The 19,149-nt window shown below is 67.9% G+C and carries 13 protein-coding genes and 1 tRNA gene; 5 read left to right on the top strand and 9 right to left on the bottom strand.

Features of this window, described 5'->3' with window-relative positions:
* Positions 1 to 8 precede the first annotated feature (8 nt).
* The 3 genes from SM418_RS37015 to SM418_RS37025 are packed head-to-tail and all read right to left on the bottom strand — an operon-like array spanning position 9 to position 5,965.
* Positions 9 to 3,413, bottom strand: a complete 3,405-nt coding sequence (locus tag SM418_RS37015; protein WP_371946311.1) for a pPIWI_RE_Z domain-containing protein — start codon at positions 3,411 to 3,413, stop codon at positions 9 to 11.
* On the bottom strand, positions 3,406 to 4,545 hold the full coding sequence (locus tag SM418_RS37020) for a pPIWI_RE_Y domain-containing protein (protein WP_371946312.1): 1,140 nt from the start codon (positions 4,543 to 4,545) through the stop codon (positions 3,406 to 3,408). The genes SM418_RS37015 and SM418_RS37020 overlap by 8 nt, the downstream gene beginning before the upstream one ends.
* A gap of 16 nt (positions 4,546 to 4,561) precedes the next feature.
* The gene (locus SM418_RS37025; protein ID WP_371946313.1) at positions 4,562 to 5,965 is read right to left on the bottom strand and encodes a PD-(D/E)XK nuclease family protein; all 1,404 of its coding nucleotides are present in this window, start codon (positions 5,963 to 5,965) and stop codon (positions 4,562 to 4,564) included.
* A 970-nt stretch (positions 5,966 to 6,935) separates the two neighbouring features.
* Between SM418_RS37025 and SM418_RS37030 the strand changes: the two genes are divergently transcribed.
* Positions 6,936 to 8,033, top strand: a complete 1,098-nt coding sequence (locus tag SM418_RS37030; RefSeq protein ID WP_371946314.1) for an integrase core domain-containing protein — start codon at positions 6,936 to 6,938, stop codon at positions 8,031 to 8,033.
* 229 nt (positions 8,034 to 8,262) lie between these two features.
* Here the strand turns inward: SM418_RS37030 and SM418_RS37035 are convergent, their stop codons facing one another.
* The 4 genes from SM418_RS37035 to SM418_RS37050 form a co-directional block, all read right to left on the bottom strand.
* Complete coding sequence (locus SM418_RS37035; protein ID WP_371946315.1) at positions 8,263 to 9,555, bottom strand: nucleotide-binding domain-containing protein; 1,293 nt, start codon at positions 9,553 to 9,555, stop codon at positions 8,263 to 8,265.
* Between the two features lie 2 nt (positions 9,556 to 9,557).
* On the bottom strand, positions 9,558 to 10,157 hold the full coding sequence (locus SM418_RS37040) for an SLATT domain-containing protein (RefSeq protein ID WP_371946316.1): 600 nt from the start codon (positions 10,155 to 10,157) through the stop codon (positions 9,558 to 9,560).
* Between the two features lie 546 nt (positions 10,158 to 10,703).
* Positions 10,704 to 10,776: transfer RNA gene (locus SM418_RS37045), tRNA-Lys, on the bottom strand.
* Positions 10,777 to 10,819: 43 nt separating this feature from the next.
* On the bottom strand, positions 10,820 to 12,106 hold the full coding sequence (locus SM418_RS37050) for a cytochrome P450 (RefSeq protein ID WP_371946317.1): 1,287 nt from the start codon (positions 12,104 to 12,106) through the stop codon (positions 10,820 to 10,822).
* Between the two features lie 24 nt (positions 12,107 to 12,130).
* Between SM418_RS37050 and SM418_RS37055 the strand changes: the two genes are divergently transcribed.
* Positions 12,131 to 12,529, top strand: coding sequence for a PaaI family thioesterase (locus SM418_RS37055; RefSeq protein WP_371946318.1), 399 nt, complete (start codon positions 12,131 to 12,133; stop codon positions 12,527 to 12,529).
* A 1-nt stretch (position 12,530) separates the two neighbouring features.
* Positions 12,531 to 13,214 carry a dienelactone hydrolase family protein gene (locus tag SM418_RS37060; protein WP_371946319.1) on the top strand — a complete coding sequence of 228 codons (684 nt, stop codon included), beginning with the start codon at positions 12,531 to 12,533 and terminating at the stop codon, positions 13,212 to 13,214.
* Positions 13,215 to 13,233: 19 nt separating this feature from the next.
* Here SM418_RS37060 and SM418_RS37065 read toward each other — a convergent pair whose 3' ends face one another.
* Positions 13,234 to 15,837 (bottom strand): helix-turn-helix transcriptional regulator, encoded by a 2,604-nt coding sequence (locus SM418_RS37065; protein WP_371946320.1) that lies wholly within the window; start codon positions 15,835 to 15,837, stop codon positions 13,234 to 13,236.
* Between the two features lie 101 nt (positions 15,838 to 15,938).
* Between SM418_RS37065 and SM418_RS37070 the strand changes: the two genes are divergently transcribed.
* A complete protein-coding gene (locus tag SM418_RS37070) occupies positions 15,939 to 17,012 on the top strand; it encodes an alkene reductase (RefSeq protein WP_371946321.1) in 1,074 nt (357 codons plus the stop codon).
* 156 nt (positions 17,013 to 17,168) lie between these two features.
* Here the strand turns inward: SM418_RS37070 and SM418_RS37075 are convergent, their stop codons facing one another.
* A complete protein-coding gene (locus tag SM418_RS37075; protein ID WP_371946322.1) occupies positions 17,169 to 17,672 on the bottom strand; it encodes a C40 family peptidase in 504 nt (167 codons plus the stop codon).
* Positions 17,673 to 18,455: 783 nt separating this feature from the next.
* Between SM418_RS37075 and SM418_RS37080 the strand changes: the two genes are divergently transcribed.
* Positions 18,456 to 19,031 carry a family 1 glycosylhydrolase gene (locus SM418_RS37080; protein ID WP_371946323.1) on the top strand — a complete coding sequence of 192 codons (576 nt, stop codon included), beginning with the start codon at positions 18,456 to 18,458 and terminating at the stop codon, positions 19,029 to 19,031.
* Positions 19,032 to 19,149 lie beyond the last annotated feature (118 nt).

The raw sequence follows: 19,149 nt of genomic DNA on the forward strand, positions 1-19,149 counted from the left end.
AATCTCGGTTAGTTCATGTCGACGAGCGCACGGTAAAGCGGCTCGTAGAGTTCTTGGACGAGCGAGCGATCGGTGGGCGACAGGTCGGGGTCGTCGTCGAAGTAGGGGGCTAGGACGTCCCGCATACTGGCCAGGAGACTGGTATCGGCGGTGTCGGTCGCGCGGAATCCGGCTTCTTGAGGTGAGAACGCCGCGTCGACGAAGACGACTCTGGCGGGTACGCCACCGCGGACCAGGCGGCCGATGACCTGCCAGATGACCACCAACTGATCCCAGGTGAAGGCGATCTTCTCTTCATGGCGGAGGCTGGACCACGCCAGGCGCCTGGTGAGGAAACGGTTCCACCGTTTCCGTGCCCGGGTGCGCAGTTCGGTTCCGGCGCGGTCCGGTGTTCCCGCCGCGAGCGCTGCCTGGCGGAACAGGCCGTCCTCGTCTCGCAGCTGGCGCACAGCCCAGTCGTTGATGGCTTGGATGGCGAGAGAGATATCATCCGGACGGGGATGCGGCCGCGCGAGAAAGAAGACGCTCCCGATCGCAGCCTTGCCGCTGTTCAGGACGATATTATGCCCTCTTTCGACGGCCAACAGCGGCGCGACGAGGATCTCACCGCCGGAACGGGCGAACGAACTTACGTTGCCCCGCGACAATGTTCGAACGGCGGGGGTATCCGGCATCCGCGCCCAAGCCGAGTCTGAGTCCGCGTCGTCGGAGATCAGCTGTATGACTCGGCCGTTCCACTCCGGAATCTGGTTCAGGAACTCCGCTGCCGTCCTGGCTTCCACGTAGCTGCCTACCAGCAGGAGGATCCGACGGCGCTCGGGGTCCTCGATCTCATCCAGTTCCGCGTCCAGCATGCTCACAGAGTCGGTGAGGCTCCGATCGGGCACGGCCAACTGATGCAGCATCTGCAGCAATGCATCCGGGCGTTGCTCCGGATCACATCCCGAAAGCCTTACCGGCCTGTCGCTGTCTGGCCAGTAGAGGAACTCCTTGCGGAACTCGGTCGCCAGGATGGCCTGGATCTCCTCCTCACGGGGACGCAGGATGGCCCCGACTGGGACATGCAGATGGTATCTACTGGACGTCCCCGCCCAGCTTGTTGCCGACATGAGCAGTACGTTCGGTGCGGGCCGCCCATCCACCTCGGCGAGATCACCAAGGCGGGTGAGCAACTCGCGGCCGACGCCGTTGCAGCGGAAGAACCGGAGTTCGCCGCTACGGTCACCATCGCGTTCTCGATCGTCGTGCCGAAATTGGAAGCCGAGGACGTTGCCCATCGGCGACTCGGGCAGGACGGGCTCGTAGTCCTTGGGTGGCCTCCGCGATAGGACATTGGAGGTGGCTTCGAGATTCATCGCCGCCTCCACTCGCGGCCACAGGATCGTCATGAAGTTGAGCCGACTGTGCAACGCGGCCAGCAATAGCGTGAATTCGAACCGGGTTGCCTGCACGTCGAGCTCGTCCTCGATCTCGGGATCCCGGCCCACAGCTTCCACGAGGGTCCTACGCAGCCGGTCCCGTGTCATTGATCCGTGCGGGGCGTGCAACAGCTCGAGTGCCAGGTGGACGAAGGTGTTGACCAGATCGGTGACCTCGTCGTCTTCTCCTCTCGGCTGGGCCTGGTGGAGAGGGTCGTCGCGGAACCGGGAGAGGGCCGCTTCCACGAGTTGAACCTGTGGCGGGGGATCGCTCTGGTCGATTCCCGGGAACCAGCTCTTGATCAGCAACGAGTGCAGGGTGAAGGCGCTGAAGTAATCGACGCTGATCCACTTACGGAGGTCGTCGTCCTTGACGAGCAACGCGTAGATCCGGTCGGTGGCCGCGCTGACGGTGTTGACCGCGTTCGTCCAGTCGTCGACGTCACGGGCCGATAGCTGCAGGCGCCCGTCACGGGCCATCTGCTGGAACTTGTGAACGGCAACCTCGTCGAACCATGAATTCGGTGATCTGCCGACCAATGTGCTCGCCGGCGCGAAAGCCGTGTCGAGCTGCATCTGCACCCTGTCGGCTTCATCGATGATGATCAGGTCACTGCGCCTGCCTGCCAGTTCCAAGTAGCGTAGTTGCTCAACTTGAAGGTGCTGGGGTACCGCGCTGTGCACGAGGCCGGCAGGTGTGGCGACCCAGATCTGCGCGTCCACGAGTTCGCGGGCACCGTGATGCCGAGGGCAGCGATTCCACAACGGGCACAGCTGGCGTTTCGGCTTGGGCTGACGCGTCTTGGGCGCAGTGTCGAGGTCTGAGGCGGAGGATTCCTCGATCTCATCGGGCACTGTGTAGAGCGACAAGCATGGGGCTTCGTTGATCCCCAGCGGCGCCCGGGCTTCGAAGCCACGCAGAGCGTCCACCGGACAAGCGCTGCTCAAGTAGGCGAAGCCGGGATCGTTGTGCGCAAGCATGGTGGCGGCGCCTGCTGTCGCCGTTCGCCGGTGCAAGCGGCTGATGTTGCGTTCCCGGGTCGAGTGCCCCAGCACAGGGGCAGCGGTGAGGCCCAGCTTTTTGAACTGCTCCACGACGGTAAGGGTCTCAGCGACGTCACCGACCACAATGGTGACACGCCGTTTTTGCTTGCCCGCCACATGGAAGGCGAGAATGTCTCGGATTGTGGACTTTCCTGCGCCGACCATTCCGACCAGATGAAGAAGACGGTCCACCCGCAGTTTGCGCTGGCGGATGAACCTGCCGTCCTCATCATCCCGGACCAACAGCCTGACGCGCTTCAGCCGCCACGACCATCTACTGCCCCGGGTAGCGCCGTTAGCCTGCTCGGTTTTGTCCATTTCGGCGGCGGCCTTTTCGAGCTCCTCCCAGGTGACCTCGATGGGGTTGCCTTCACCTGCGGGAGGCGCGTACAGGTCGTGCGCCTTCGGTGTTGAATCCACCAGGAGGTCGGGGGTGAACGTGACGGAGTGTTCCCGGTCCCTCGCCCGGAAGGTGTGCTCGCCTGCCTCAGCCAGCGGGATCTCACGCGTGGCGTAGTCCGGCGCGGTCGTGAGGAGGTCCTCGTAGACCTCGAAACGCTTCACGGCCCGCGACGGATTCCGGCGTCCCGGGACATCGTCGAGATCGTCCAGGTCATAACCGCGGAGTTCCTGTGGGACCTTGAGGTAGCGCCCAAGGTTGTCACGCCAGGTCTTAGGCCGTCGAAGGTCCCAGAGATAGTGTCGAGCGCGCAGCACACGAAGCCGCTGCTCCTCACTTTGGAGATCACCGAACGCCTCGGCAATGGGGTAACCGCCCAGGAGCGTCCAGGCGTCTTTAGCTGACCGCGTGGGCATGACGCACATGAGCAGATAAAGACCGAGTTCGACGTCAAGCAGATCACCAGGCCGGAATGCATCCAGCTTTGCCGGCCAGACATCGTTGAGCTGGGCCGGGGAACACCTACGGTGCCAGCCGCTACGGTCACGCATGCCGCCCCCTTGTCTTGTTCCGGACCGACGCGACCAGTTTGAGAAACGCCTGATCGTCCAGCAGCGTGATCTGGTCGGCCAGCTCGCCTGGCAGATGCCGGGCGAAGATCCTCCCGTAGGCGTCGTTGTCCTCGAACCGATACCGCGGGACAACGAGGAAAGCCCGATCGTAGGGCGGCTTCCTCCGGAACGGCCTCGTTGTCCGAGCGAGCAGGACTGGATTCACGCGGTCCTTCACATCTACCGCCCACGCCTGTCCGCCGGGCAGAGCCACCCTGAGGTCGTAGGCGTCGTAGTTCGGCCACATCTCTGGCTTGATTCCGTACCTGGTGATCAACGCCTGTTCCAGGTCGGTCTCCGCCAGGCCCGGACTTGTGATGAACATGCGCAACGGCCTGCTGAGCTGGAACACGCCCCCTCTGTTGGGGGGCAACTCAGTCCCGGTGGTCGTTCTTCCGTCCCGGCGGCAGCGGTCGAGCTCACAGCGGAATCCACCCCAGCTTGTCGGCACCATCAGGCACCGGCAGCGTGCGCACTGCATGAACGTGCCTTTTCGCTGGTAGGAGGTGGGCGCGGACTCGTAGCAGCGTTTCAGAATCGGATGCAGCAACAGCCCGAACTCTGGATCTCCGCCAAGTTCGGCGAGCTCCGCGCCCGTGAGAACCGGCTTGGTAGTCAGGTGACGCCGGAAGGCGGTGTAGGCATCGGGCGCCTCCGCGTCGCGACAGACCGCGATCGCCTCCAGCAGCCGTTCGTTCTCGAACAACTCGGCTGCGGGATCAGCGGCGTGCACCTCCCACTCCAAGCAACTCTGGGTGGGGGTGCGCGTGTCCTTGTCAACCAGGAGGCCGTCACCTCCGAGCAGCTCCTCGGACACGGATACCGGCCACTTGACCAGCGGGCGTGTGGCCGCCCACGACACCATCTCCGCGACGCTGCCCGGCGGCTGCTCGTTCTTCTTGAGGCAGTGCAAAACCAGGTGGTTGTAGGCGTTCTGCACCTTCGCCGGGTAGGCGGGGCTCGACACTGAACGTTGACGGGACAATGTGACCAACGCCGTAGCAACCAGACGCATGAGTACTTCACCGTCGAAGAACGCCGATGGAGCGGGTGCCTGGTTGGACTCGATCATCACAGCGCCTTCGCCTTCACGCGGCCGCCTCGGAGTAGCTCGCACACCACCTGGATACAGGACACCACTGACACTTCTTGCCGGGCCGAGCCTCAAAGGCCGCGTCAGCCCGCCACGGCCCCGCGTACCGCCGAAGGACCGAGAGTGCCTTCTCCAGACGGCCTCCCTCGAACGGATCGATGATCTGCAGGTCAGATCCCTCAGGCCGGAGGATCTCGACCTCCACCCGTGAGCCATTCAGATCGCCTCCGAGAGCACCCCGAGCCAGCGCGACGACACCGAGGGCCAGTTGCGGAAACTCCTCGAGCACGTCGTCGTGGAACCAACGCTCCCTCTGTGTGGTCTTGAGTTCCCGCCACACCCAGGAACCGTCCTCTAGGTAGAGGAGATCGGGCTTGGCGACGACAATGACCTGGGCCGCAGTGTCGTGAAACGCCCGCTTCGCCTCTACCTCGACGCGTTCAACGACGTCCTCAGCCTGGAAGGGGCAGGCATCGACATGATGGCGAAGCATGCGAGCACCGACCTCGGCGAGGTCCTCGGGAACCCGCCAACGTCCCCCGGTCCAGTTCGTCCCTGAGGGCGGCATGTCCGCGAGCGAGCACGCAGGATGATTGTCACGGCGATGCAAGTCTTCGATCCAGCGGTGGACCGCCTGACCAAGCTTGGCCGAATCGGTGTACTCGTTTCCTGCCGGAAGGTGCAGAGACCGTAGATGCGCCTGCGCCGGGCAGTCCAAGTAGTACCGAAGAGTCGAAATGGACACCTTCCGGAGCGGAGCCCGTCGCGAGGGCAAACCCAGGATTCCAGGCACGCGTGGCAACGCCGTACACCCGGTCATCTGCTTACAGCCGAAGCACGAGCCACCTGTCGACAGACTGCCGGCCGAGACGACCTTGGACACGTGCTGATGACCATGCTGACGGTAGTAACTCTCTGCCTCCGCGACGCTGCCTTCGAACTGGACCCTGTCCCGCCCGTCCGCCAGACCGACCTCCACGATCCTTATGCCTTGGACCTGGTCGGCCGTTCCGTCCAGCAATGGGAAACGATCACTCCAAGGTTTCGGCCACTCGGCCGGACTCCCAAACGCAGCCACATAGGCCGCGATACCTATCTCCCCAGGCGATGAATCCTTAGCCGCCCCCTGGCGCAGCCGCCGGTATTCACGAACGCTTCCGTCAAGGGACTCGTAACGTCGCCACCAGGCATACAACTCCCAGAACTTCTCTCCTCCACGCTGTACGACCCAGTACGGCTGGACCGGTTTGAGGCTCTCGTGGCTCTCCTGATACAAGCGAACCGCGTGATCCACATAGCGCAGATGTCCCTCATGCACCGCCCGTGACCTGCTCCGTAGCTCGGCAAGCGCAAACTCGACCGGGACATCTTCAAACTCGATCCGATCCAGAGCGTCCATGACGGGCCCCAGTGCGAAGGTCTCCAGGCGCTCCCGTGGCAGCCGCGAACGCACTGCCGCGCGCAGCGCAGGCCGAGCCTTCGCGGCAGCGAAGGAGGGACACGAATGCTCCTCATCGCCAGCAGTGCCTGGTCCGACCCGCAGCAGTCCCTCATCCCCCACCAGCCACGGGGGTTTCCGCCATACGACGTCCACTGCTCTCCCGACACGTCGACGTATGGCCGCGACACGCCGTGTACGGCCAAGAGATTTGGGCTTACAACAGGAGAACACAACTACTAGATCAACAAGTGTCAAAGATGGAGGAAAGTCTCACAGAGGAGGTCAAACGATCCTGTTACTCGGTCGTGAGCATCCACCGACAGCATCGAGCAGGGCCGACCCGCGCTCGAAGCAGGCGCTGCTGTGGTTCCTCGATCGGAGTGGTGTGTGGAAACCAGACCTGCTCGCAGGTGAGGACGGAGGGTCTCCTTGGCGAACTGATCATGTACGGGAGTTGCTCACCCTGGTCCCGGAAGGCGGTGCGCTTCCGCTCGTAACGCGAAGACCCGAACCAGAGATGGTAGGACCGTGGGAGTCATGAGACGTTTGGTTCGATCCCGGGGTTCCGCAAAGGCCCCGACGGTCCGGATCGCCAAGTAGACGGGTAGACCCGTCAGGTAGGACGCAGTGGGCGTAGCCCATAGTGCGACCTTGTGCACACCCGTGTAGCCGCCGTCATCTCCTCAGTTCAGATGCCGGCTTACCGCATTCAGATACTTTTCGACCTCGTGGGCGGTGAAGGTGTGTTGGTTCATCTCCGTGACCATGTAGCCGCATTCAGCGAAGGCGAGCATGTGCGCACGCTGTGCTTGCCGAAAAGTACGTCCGTGCAGGTGAGGGCCGTAATGTCCGACGGGTGGCGGCGCAGGGCCGGAAGCGTCGCGGGACAGGCCACGACACCGCCCTCGCCCCGGGATGATGGGCGGTTGTGCTGTTGCGACTGGCCTACTTGACCGTGGCGAACACGTTCGCGGTGCTGCGTCTGCTTCCGATGACCGACCGGGCGAAGGACGCCGAGATCTTGGTGCTGCGCCATCAGATCACGGTGCTGGAGCGCCAGTTGGACGGGGCGAGGGTGCGGTTCACCGGTCCGGACCGGGCACTGCTGGCGGCGCTGCTGCACCGGTTGCCTCGTGGTGTACTGCGCCGGATGCGGCTGCTGGTGCGGCCGGACACAGTGCTGCGCTGGCACCGGGACCTGATCGCGGGTCGGCACGCCGCCCGGTCCAGACCCAAGCGGCCGGGCCGCCCACCGACCGCCCGCTCCATCCGGGCCCTCGTCCTTCGCCTGGTGCGGGAGAACCCCGGCTGGGGCTACCGGCGGGTGCATGGCGAGTTGCTGGTGCTCGGCGTCAAGATTGCGGCCTCCACGGTATGGGAGATCCTCAAGGACGCCGGTATCGACCCGGCGCCCGAGCGTTCCGCCACCACCTGGGCCGGGTTCCTGCGATCGCAGGCTGAGGCGCTGCTGGCGTGTGACTTCCTGGAGACCGTGACGCTCACCGGCGCCCGCATGTACGTGCTGGCGGTCATCGAGCACCACACCCGCCGTGTCCGGGTTCTGGGCGCCACGGCCCACCCGACCGCCCCGTGGGTGACCCAGGCGGCGCGGAACCTGGTCATGGATCTGGAGGACGCGGGTTGCCGGGCACGGTTCCTGATCCGCGACCGGGACGGCAAGTTCCCGGAGATGTTCGACGCCGTCCTGGCCGATGCCGGCATCAGGGCGGTGCTGACCGGGGTGCGGATGCCCAGGATGAACGCAGTGATGGAGCGGTGGGTGCAGACCTGCCGCCGTGAACTCCTCGACCGAACGCTGATCTGGAACCAGCGCCACCTGCTCCATAACCTCCGCGAGTTCGAGACCTTCTACAACGCACACCGCCCGCACCAAGGCATTGCCAACTCACGCCCGTTGAAGCCGCTGCCTCCACCGATCACCGAACCAGACCAAATCGCTCACCTAGACATCCGAAGAAGGCAACGGCTGGGCGGAATACTCAACGAGTACGAACATTCCGCTTGACCTGCGCGGACGTAGTTTTCGGCAAGCGCAACGTCGAGGAAGCACACAGGATTCGTGCGGCGAGGATCGTCGAGTTCGTTGCGGTGATGGCGCACGACCAGCACTACTGGGCCGCGTTCCCGAAGGAGTCCTACGCGTGTCGACTGGGGTCGAGGAGCCGGCCAGGCGGCTCCAGCGCGCGAGCCGGAGGCGAGGTTGGGGCATCGACGCCCCGAAAAGAGGGATGAGGCTACGTCCCCCTCGTGTTGCTGATCGGCACGTCAATGCGGTCGCGAGCGACGACGACGCCGTCCTTGACGACGAAGCACTCCACGACATGGTCGCCTCGGAAGTCGGAGTGCTCCTTCCGGGTGTTCGGACGGCTCGAGTCGACGATCTGGCCCCGGACCATGTTCCGGTGCTCGGCCTCTGGGCCGCGGTTGAGTACCTTCCACTGCAGCGTGTACGGCAGCTGGACGCTACAGTCGGTAACGATAAACTTCAGGCTCTTGTCCGCCCTGAGCGGCGCCCTGGTGCGCAGCATCTCCCGCAGCCTGGTCGGCCTCCAGCCGTTCTGCGTGACCTCGCAGTCGATGTCGACCGACCCCGTGATGTCGACCGGATACAGGTCCTCGATGAACTGCTCGGTGTCCTTGGACGCCTGGGACGCCTCGCTGACGGCCAGCGGCACGGACGTCCCGAAGACCTCGCGCCACTTCTTGTTGGCAGCGGCCTTGCCCCCGTCTGCGATCGCCTCGCGGACCTTGTTGTATGCCTTCGTGGCCTTCGGCTGGAACCGGGCCTTGACCTTCACGCGCTGGTTGCTGCCCAGCGCGAGGTAGTACTCCTTGTCGGGCTCGTCTTTGAGGAACTCGAAGAAGTCGCGGGCCATGAGGTCGAATGAGCCCGTGCCCGCCGAGTCGTAGTCCTTAGTCTGTGAGAAGAAATTGTGGACCAGGGTGTCGATGAGCAGGCCGCCCATGTTCACACCGTTCGCGTTCTTCCACGCTCGAGCCATCCTCGCCAGGTGGCGCATGTTCGTCGAGGTGCGGTCGTTGCACTCCTTGGTCGCGCTGATCTCGTCGCGCGGCCTGGTGACCTTCCAGCCCTCGGCGACCGTGTCCGGGTAGTCGAAGCTGCCGTCGTCGTTCTGGAAGGCCGGCTGGACCTCGAACTTGAAGGCGTTGCTGGTGAACTGCACCCGCACGACGCACTGGTCGACGCGGATGTCAGTCTTGGGGTAGCGCGCCTTCAGGGCGTCCCTGACTCTGTTGAGGATCCTCCGCGGGCCCGTGGCGCTGGCGTAGGCGGAGCGCAGCCAGGGCGGGAGGATGAAGATCATGTCCAGGTCGGACACGCCCTTGACTGCGGTGTGCCGACCGTACGAGCCCACCATGAGCTTGTAGTCGGTGCATCCGTCCTTGGCCCGGAAGTTCTTGTTCAGCGCTTTCGTGATCTCGTCCCTGCGGGAGGCGACCGCGGCGGCGGCATCGCCGACCTTGAGGTTTTCGAGCAGTGTGTCGAAGATCTCCGAGGTCTTCATGATCAGCCCACGCCTTCGTCGAGCCGGAGCGCCTCGGGGAGGAACAGGTCGATCTCGCGGGAGGTGAACGTCATCTCCTCGTTGCGCTGCAGTCCCTCGCTGGCCCGCTCGAAGGCCTTCGGGCTAGTCCTGGGCGCATCGGTGTACGCGTCGCGCGTGGCCCGCTGGAGCTCGTCGCGGCGCTCCCTGGCCTCCGCGTCGGAGGCGGTACCGGACATCAGGTCGGCGATGAGCGAGATGTAGGACTCCCGGACGTCCCACAGCCGAGAGGCGATCCCGCGGTGGGCGTCGGACTCCTCCTCGAACTTGAAGGTCTTCGCGCCGAGGCTCATGGCAGCGACCAGGAGCGCGATGAACGAGGTCGCGAGGCTGGTCAGCGCCGGATTCCCCAGTGCGCCGACCACCGCGGCCAGGAAGGTGCCGGAGCCGATCGCCGTGAGGACGGTCAGCGCGGCATGCTGCAGCCTGTGGCGGCGGAAACAGATGTCTGCCTGCTTCTCGTGCGTCTTGTGGCTGTACACCACTCGCCCGAATGCTTCGCGCACCTGCGCGAGCAGGTACGGATCGCAGTCCAGCGCAGCTTCCGGCTTGTCGTTCAACACGCTCCGATCCACTCGGCTCATCGGGAAGTGCACCAATCAGCAGTCGATCGGCCTCCCGACTCCGCAGTGCACAGGCTCTGAGTATGGCGGTGACCTCCGACATTCGGAGCGGCGCGAATGCGGCTCACCGAGGTACAGGCTCACGCCAGATCCCGCGCTGTCTCGGATTTGGGAGCGGGAGGCGGGCAACCTGGCCATGGGCCGAAGGCGTGCCATCGCCAGTGTCATGTTCTTGACCGCGGTCACTTTTCAGGACCGCCTTGGTGTGGAGGGCTCGATGGTGCCGCCCGCGCCCGGACGCGAGCCTGCGGATTCACGCCCGCTGACGTGCGTTGCTGACTGCTCTGGCGGCCCTGGCCGCTGGTCCTGTGGGCGACATAACCGGCTTGGGTGGGCGAGGAGTGCCTGATTTCGAGGCGCTGCCAGGGCGGATGTAGAACCCGGATCGAGCCGTCGAGCCGCCATCGAGCCGCCACGGGGACGAAGTGGGGCATGTCGGGTGGGGGGCGAATCGGACATTCTCGCGTTTTCCCTGGTCAGGGGCGGTGGGTCGCGTGGGACTCGAACCCACAACCTACGGATTAAAAGTCCGGAGCTCTGCCAATTGAGCTAGCGACCCGTCCAGCAAGGGTACCGAGATCGGCGGGGGGTTCGCGACGGGGTTACCGGGTGGGGGTCAGGCGGACGGGGAGGTGCTTCAGGCCGTTCTGGAAGTTGGAGGCCAGGCGGACGGGGGTGCCGGTGAGGGTGATGCCGTGGGGGAGGAGTTCGCGGAAGATGGCGCGCATCTGGGTGCGGGCCAGGTGGGCGCCCAGGCAGAAGTGGGGGCCGAAGCCGAAGCTGACGTGGTCGTTGGGGGTGCGGGTGATGTCGAAGCGGTCGGGGGACGGGAAGACGGTCTCGTCCCGGTTGGCGGAGGCGTGGTAGACGACGACCTTGTCGCCTGCGTTGATCTTCTGGCCGGAGAGTTCGGCGGGGCGGGTGGCGGTGCGGCGGAAGTCCATGACCGGGGGCCAGAAGCGGAGCATCTCCTCGACGGCGGGCGGGAGCAGGGACGGATCGGCGCGGAGGCGGGCCAGTTCGGCGGGGTGGGAGAGGAGGGTGAGCAGGCCGCCGGGGATGCCGTTGCGGAGGGTCTCGTTCCCGGCGACGGCGAAGAGGAAGAACATGTTCTCGAACTCGTGGGTGGTGAGGCCGCCCTCCAGCATGCGGGACATGATGTCGTCGGACGGGCCGGCGCGCTTCTCGGCGGCCAGCGCGTGGGCGTAGGCGAACATGTCGGCGAGGGCCGTGTAGGAGCGCGGGTTGACGGGACGTCCGTCCGGATGGGTGGAGGTCGCCGGGCGGAGGTTCATCGCCTTGCGGGCCATGGGCGTCATCGAGGCGGTGTCGGCGGTGGAGAGGCCGGCGTACTCGTCGTCCTGGTAGCCGATGACGCGGGACGCCCAGTCGTACAGGAGTCGGCGGTCGGAGTCGGGGACGCCCATGATGTGCGCGAGCGTCCAGACGGGGAGGTCGGCGGCGAGTTCGACGAAGTCCGTCTCGTCGCCGAGGGCGGAGGCGACGAGGGCGCGGGCCCGGGCGTCGATCGTGTCCTCCAGGGCGCGGACGGCGCGTGGGGTGAACGCGGCGGCGACGATGCGGCGCAGGCGGGAGTGGTCGGGCGGGTCCTGGTTGAGCATCATCGCGCGGACGAATGCGAGGTCCTCGGGCGTGTCGGGGTCGCGGATCTGGGTGGCGCCGAGGTTGGACGAGAAGAGGTCCGGGGAGCGCAGGACGTGCTTGACGTCGGCGTGCCGGAAGACCGCCCAGTAGCCGGGGCCGGCCGGCCAGGGGCCGACGGCGGGTTCGGGGACCCGGGTGACCGGCGACTCGGCGCGCAGCGTCCGGAAGGTCTCGTAGGGGACCCCGGCGGCGTAGGTGGCGGGTAGGAAGACCTCCTCGTGCATGCCTTCAGCGTGCATCATGTCGGGGTGACGTTGAAGCCTGATGAGATCCTCCGCGACAACTTCGCGCCCTGGGTGCTGGACTTGGGCCTCGCCGTGGAGGAGGTGGGTGACGGGACGGCGGTGCTGCGGCTGCCCTGGTCCGACCGGCTGGCGCGGGAGGGCGGCGCGATGTCGGGACAGGCGCTGATGGCGGCGGCCGACACGGCGGTGGTGCTGGCGGTTTCGGGCGCTAAGGGCGGGTTCGTACCTATGACGACCGTGCAGCTCAGCACGACGTTCCAGCGGCCCGTGACGGGACGGGACGTCCTCATCCGGGTGGACCTGTCGAAGCTGGGGCGGACGATGGCGTTCGCGGAGATCGACATGACCGTCGATTCGGTGACCGTGGCCCATGCGAGTGCGGTTTACGCCATCATCGGGTGACATGACGCGTACTGAGAAGGTCGTTGTTCCGGACGGCGAGTTCGACCTGCGTGTGTGGGGAGAGCGCGGGCCCGGGATCCTGCTCGTCCAGGAGATCTTCGGGGTGGGCGAGTACATGGAGGCCGTCGCCGAGGACCTGGTGGCGCTCGGGTACGTCGTGGCCGCCCCAGACATGTTCTGGCGGATCGAGCCGAACTGGACGACCGTCCACAACGAAGAGGCTCTCCCCAAGGGGATGTCGATGGTCTCCCAGTTCGACTGGGAGAAGGGCGTAGAGGACGCCAAGGCCGCACTGGAGGTTCTCAAGGGCCTGCCAGAGGTCGGCAAGGTCGGTGTCCTCGGGTTCTGCTTCGGCGGGACGCTCGCCTATCTGCTCGCCGCCCAGGCGGACGTTGATTCCCTGGTGTCGTTCTATGGGTCTGGTGTGCCGGGGGCGCTGGAGCAGCTCGACGCCATCCGGGCGCCTGTGCAGTTTCACTTCGGTGGGGCCGACGCCTACATCCCCAGGGAGGTTGTCGCCCAGGTGGAGCAGGCCGTAGCGGGACGGGCGAACATGGAGATCCACGTCCAGGAGGACGGGGGCCACGCGTTCCACAACCGGAAGGCGCCGATGTTCCACCAGCCGGAGCCGGCCGAGCGGGCCTGGCGCCTCACGGAGGACTTCCTAGGACGAACCCTGTCCTAGCGCCCAGGCCAGCAAGGGGTCAGGGTGAAGCGGGCTCCAGGGTCAGGTGGGACAGCTCCTTGCGGGACGAGATGCCGAGCTTCGGGTACGCCTTGTAGAGGTGGTACTCGACCGTGCGGGGGCTCAGGAAGAGTTGTGCGGCTATCTCGCGGCTGCTCGTGCCCGAGGCCGCGAGGCGGACGACTTGGAGTTCCTGCGGGGTGAGGCGGTCGAGAAGGTCCGGGGCGGTCGGTGCGGACGAACCGGACTCGCCTGTGGCCCGCAGTTCGGCGCGCGCCCGATCCAGCCAGGGGGTGGCGCGCAGGCGTTCGAAGATGGACGCCGCCGAGCGGAGCGGAACGCGTGCGTCCGAGCGCCGGCGGGCGCGGCGCAGGTATTCGCCGTAGAGGAGTTCCGTGCGGGCGCGTTCGAACGGGCGTGATGACTGTTCGTGCAGGCGCAGTGCCTGGAGGTATGGTTCCTCCCTGTCCGCCAGCAGGGCCTCGCAGCGCAGGGCGACGGCTTGCGCCCAGGGCTGCTTGCTCGCCTCGGCCCAGGAGCGGAACCGAGTGAAGGCCGCATGCGCGAGCGGAGCCTCGCCTGAACGGACGGCGGCCTCCACCTGGTCTGCGGCGGAGACGACGTCGCCGTGCCGGTCCGGCCCGTGCGCGAGTTCCTCCAGGCGGCGGGTCGCGTCGTCGTAGCGGCCGAGGCCCAGGTCGAGGAGGGCCAGCGCGCCGTCGGCCAGGCCCGGCGGGGCCGAGGCGGTCAGCTCGCGGAGCCGGGACTCGTCGCCCTCGATCGCCGCGACGCGGGCCAGGAAGGCGGCGAGGTGGCTCTCGCGGTGCGGCCGGCCGGTGTCGCGGGCCAGCGCGATCGCTTCGGCGACGGTGGCCTCCGCGTCGGCGTGCCGTCCCGCCGCGATCAGCGTCTGCGCCCGGACCTGCAGGATCGTCGGCAGCTCGCCGAGCAGGCCGTGCCGGCGGCAGTGCGCGACCTCGGCGGCGGACAGTTCGAGCGCCGCCGCGTCCGCGCCGGTGATCAGTGCGAGCTGGGCGCCGCGCAGCCGGTCGCCGGCGCCGTCGCGCGCCGCGGTGACCTGCTCGGCGAGCAGCGGCAACCCGCGCGCCGGGTCGCCGTCCGCGAGCAGCGCGAGGCCCCGGACCGTCCGGTCGTCCGGCAGCAGTTCGGACGCGCGCAGCACGGCGGGCAACTCGCCGGACGTCCACCCGTACACGGCGCCGGTCCTGAGCATCGCCGCGCGTTCCGGTCCGGCGGCGCGGTCGACCATCATGCGGGCCGCGGTGCGCGGGTCGCCGCGCTCGTACTCGACGGCGGCGTGGACGCGGGCGAGCCCGGCCCGGTCGGCGGCGCCGAGCTTCCCGGCGAGGACGGCGAGGTCCTCCGCCTCGTCCAGCCGGCCCGCCTGCAGTGTGAGGGACGCGGCGGCGGCGAGGCGCGCCGCGCGCGTCGCCCCGTCGGGGGTGAGGTCGGCCGCCTGGCGGTACAGCGACGCCGCCGGGCCGTGGCCGGCGCGGACGCGGGCGCGTTCGGCGGCCTCCTGCAGGTCGGCGGCGACGTCCTCGTCCGGGGCGAGGGCGGCGGACGCGCGGTGCCGCGCGCGGCAGTCGACGTCGTCGGCGGACTCGGCGAGCGCCCGGTGGACGGCGACGCGCCGCGCCGCCGTCGCGCCCTGGTACGCGGCGGCCCTGATCAGCGGATGCCGGAACGTGATGCTGCGCCCGGTGACCGCCACCAGCCGGGCGCGCTCGGCCCCCTCCAGGTCGGCGAGCCCGACGCCGAACGTGCCGGCGGCGGCGAGCAGGCTCGCCATGTAACCGCGCCCCTCGGCCGCCGCGATCAGCAGCATCAGCCGGGCCTTCTCCGGCAGGCGGGCGATCTGCGCCTGGAACGAGCCGAGGACGCGGTCGGCGACGGGCAGTGGCGTGGTCTCGGGCGGGCGCTCCCCGGCGGTGGCGAGCTCCTGCAGCGCGAGCGGGTTGCCGGCGGCCTCCCGCAGCACCCGCTCGCGGACGAGCGGCGCCAGGTCGCGCGCCGCGAGGAGCCGTTCGGCGTCGGCCCGGCAGAGCCGGTCGAGCCGCAGTTCGGGCAGGCCCGTCCCGGCGAACCCGTCGTCCCGCGCGGCGAACAGCATGACGACGCCCTCGGCGGCGAGCCGCCGCGCCGCGAACAGCAGCGCGTCGACGGTCGCGGTGTCGACCCAGTGCGCGTCGTCGACCACGCACAGGACGGGGCCGTCCTCGGCGAGGTCGGCGAGCAGCGTCAGCACGGCGAGGCCGGTGGCGAAGCGGCCCTGCCCGGCGGACGTGTCGCCGGGCGCCGAGCCGGGCGCCGAGCCGAGCGCCGAGCCGAGCGCGGCGGACTGCGCCCGCGGCAGGCCGTCGACCCGGTCGCGGAACGGCCACAGCAGCTGGTTGAGCCCGGCGAACGCGATCCCGGACTCGGCCTCGACCCCGGTGGCCCGCAGAACCCGCGCCGCCCCCGCGGCGGCCTCCGCGAGCAGCGCCGACTTGCCGATGCCGGCCTCGCCGCGCAGGACGAGTGCGCCGCTGCGGCGGTGGTCGCGCGCACCGTCGACCAGCGAGGTGAGCCGCGCCTGTTCGTCGTTCCGCCCGTAGAGCACGGATCCCAACCTACGGGTCCAAGTACCGAAACTTTACGGATTCGACCCGTACCCGGTGGCTCGTACGTTCTTGACCAGCGACAACGCCCCAGGAGGACGCCATGCAGGAACTGTTCGAGCCCCTTTCGGCCGGGAAGCTGGAGCTGCCCAACCGCCTCGTGATGGCGCCGATGACGCGCAGCAGGGCCGGCGCGGGCGGCACCGTCACCGACCTCACCGTCGAGTACTACCGGCAGCGCGCCGCCGCCGGGCTGATCATCAGCGAGGGGACGCAGCCGAGCGCCCGGGGCCAGGGGTACCTCGACACGCCGGGCCTGCACTCGGACGCGCAGGTGGCGGCGTGGCGGAAGGTGACCGGGGCCGTGCACGACGAGGGCGGGCGGATCTTCGCGCAGCTGATGCACGCCGGGCGCGTCGGCCACCCCGTGCTGTACCCGGACGGGGGCCTGCCGCTCGGCCCGTCGCCGATCGCGTCCGGCGACCGGCTGTACACGCCGGGCGGGATGCTCGACCACCCCGTCCCGCAGGAGATGACCGCGGCCGACATCGCGCGGACCGTGGAGGACTTCGCCGCCGCCGCGCGCAACGCGGTCGCGGCGGGTTTCGACGGCGTCGAGCTGCACGGCGCGAACGGCTACCTGATCCAGCAGTTCCTCGCCGACGGCAGCAACACCCGGACCGACGCCTACGGCGGGACGGTCGCGAACCGCATCCGGTTCGCCGTGGAGGCCGTGCAGGCCGCGTCAGACGCGATCGGGCCGGAACGCGTCGCCCTCCGCGTCTCGCCCGGCGGCACGTCGAGCGGCGTCAGCGAGAGCGACACGCCGGAGCTGTACTCCGCGCTGATCGCGGCGCTCGCCCCGCTGGACCTCGCCCACCTGCACGTCATGGAGGAGCTGAACCGCGAGATGACCCGCCGCATCCGGGCCGCGTGGCCGGGGATGCTCATCCTGAACCCGCACCCGACCGCGGACTCCTTCCCCGCGACGCCCGAGCGCGGCGCCGAGGCGCTGCGGGACGGAGTGGCCGACGCGATCGCGTTCGGCGAGCTGTGGCTCGCCAACCCCGACCTGCCCGCCCGCATCAAGGCCGGCGGCCCCTACAACGAGCCCGACCGAGCGACCTTCTACGGCGGCGACCACCGCGGCTACACCGACTACCCGTTCCTCCCATGACCCGAGCGCACGGCCCTGCGCTGAGCCGTGCGGCGCCTGCGATCGCTCGCACTGCGCATAATGCCGATCGGGGGCCGGATGCGAGCGCGGGTGTGGGCCCGCACGGGCGGGGGAGGCGTGCGGGCCCACGGGTGGTGCTACGGCTGTTCGTGCGGGTCAGAGGCCCGGACGGACACCGCCGCTGAAGTTGCGCTTGTAGTACTTGGTCAGCTTGATCTTCTTGACGCGCTTGCCGGAGCTGGGCGCGTGGATCATGTAGCCGTGGCCGGCGTAGATGCCCATGTGGGTGCGGCCGCCGTAGAAGAACAGCAGGTCGCCCTTGACGGCGCCCTTCCAGGAGACCTTCTTCTTGACGGCGCGGTAGATCTGCTGGCTGGTGCGGGGCAGCTTCACCCCGGCCTTGCGCCAGGCGCCGCCGGCGAGGCCGGAGCAGTCCCATGAGCCGGGGCCGGTGCCGCCGTAGCGGTACGGGTCGCCGATCTGCTTCGCCGCGTATTTCACGGCGTAGGCCGCGCGCTTCTTCTGCTTGGCGGCCCGGGACTGCTTGGCGGTGACCTTCGCGGTCGTCGTCACCACGGCGGCGTTCTGCGGTGGCGACGCCGCTTGGGCGGGCGCCGCGACGAGGAGGCCGGCACCGAGCGCCGCGGTCGTGGTGACCACGAGGCCACCAGTGGTGATTCCGGCCCTGAGGGAGTTTCGGGGGGTATGCAGAATGACTCCAGATCTCGCGGGTGATGCCTACCGGGCAGCCGTCATCGCGAGGGTTTTCCTGGCGATGACGGGATGCCGCGGCCATTCCACGACGTCATTTTGGGGACGCGGGGAATTCGTGGCCGCTTGCGGTTCCGTGCTTCATGGCTGCACGGATTCGGCGCCGACGGCGGCTTTCGAGCGGGGTCCGTGGGGACGGCCCAAGGGCCGCGCCCGGCCGGTCACAGGTGGCCGTGCGCGCCGCTGCCGCGCGTCGGGGTGCGTGTTCTGTTATCCAAGCGGCTGCTGTGCCGCATTGACCGGGCAGGAACGTATGCAGAACCGGGTGAACATGGCAAATCCATCCAGACATTTCGGGGGGCGTCGGCCGCGGCCGGGAGTCGCTCGGCCATGCCTTGGCCTGCGCTGATTCCGATCACCAGGCGAAAACTGTGAACTGGGTCACGAATTCCCGAATGAAGATCGATTCCATCGTGACGCCCGCGGGGGCGACTGGGAACTGGAACCGTGTTCTGGGGATAACTCGGCTTGGTCCTGTGGCGTGTATCACGTATCGGTAAATGTGGGTTATGTCTCGCGGTGCCGCGGGTCGGCGCGCGGGCGGCCGGGAGTGAGCGGCCCGGCCACGGACGGGCAAGATCGCGAGATTCGGCCGGGCGGAGGGGTTGACGAGCCGGTTCCGGGCGCCTGTAGTCCGGAGGAGAGGCAGGTCCCACCCCCGGAGGATGCTCTGTGTTCGGCTGGCTCGGCAGATCCCGTAGACCAAGGCCCGTTCCCCCGCTGTCCGTCCGCTCGCTGTTCGCACGTTCGCTGTTCGCACGTTCGAGATTCGTCCGCTCGCTGTTCGTCCGCTCGCTGTTCGTCCGCTCGCTGTTCGTCCGCTCGGTGTCGGCTCGTTCGCTGGCGGTCCTCGTCCTGGTCGCCGGCCTGCTGGTCGCGCCCTCGGCGTCCGCCGCCGGCGGGCCCGCGACCGGCAGGTTCCCGCCCGGCTTCCTGTGGGGGGTGTCCACGTCCGGGTTCCAGAGCGAAGGGTTCTTTCCCGACAGCAACTGGACGAGGTACGCCGACCGTAAGGCGAACGGGGTCACCGACCCGTACGGCAACTCCGTCGACTTCCTGCACCGCTATCCGGCCGACCTGAAGCTCGCCAAGCAAATCGGTGTGAACGTCTTCCGGACGTCCGTCGAGTGGGCCCGCGTCGAGCCGCGTCGCGGCTACCGCGATCCGAAGGCGCTCGCCTACTACGACGACCTCATCCGGAGCATCAAGGCGAACGGGATGCGGCCCATGCTCACGCTCGACCACTGACCCTTTTTCATCCTCGGGCGGGTCGGTTGATCACAGCATGATCGCGAGTTGATGGAGTTCCTTCGGACGTAGAGAAGCCCCTGGTAGACGGGTTGATCACCACAACCCACACCGTCTC

Origin of the sequence: Actinomadura chokoriensis (genome assembly GCF_041463665.1) — a bacterium.
GTDB classification, from domain to species: Bacteria; Actinomycetota; Actinomycetes; order Streptosporangiales; family Streptosporangiaceae; genus Spirillospora; species Spirillospora chokoriensis_A.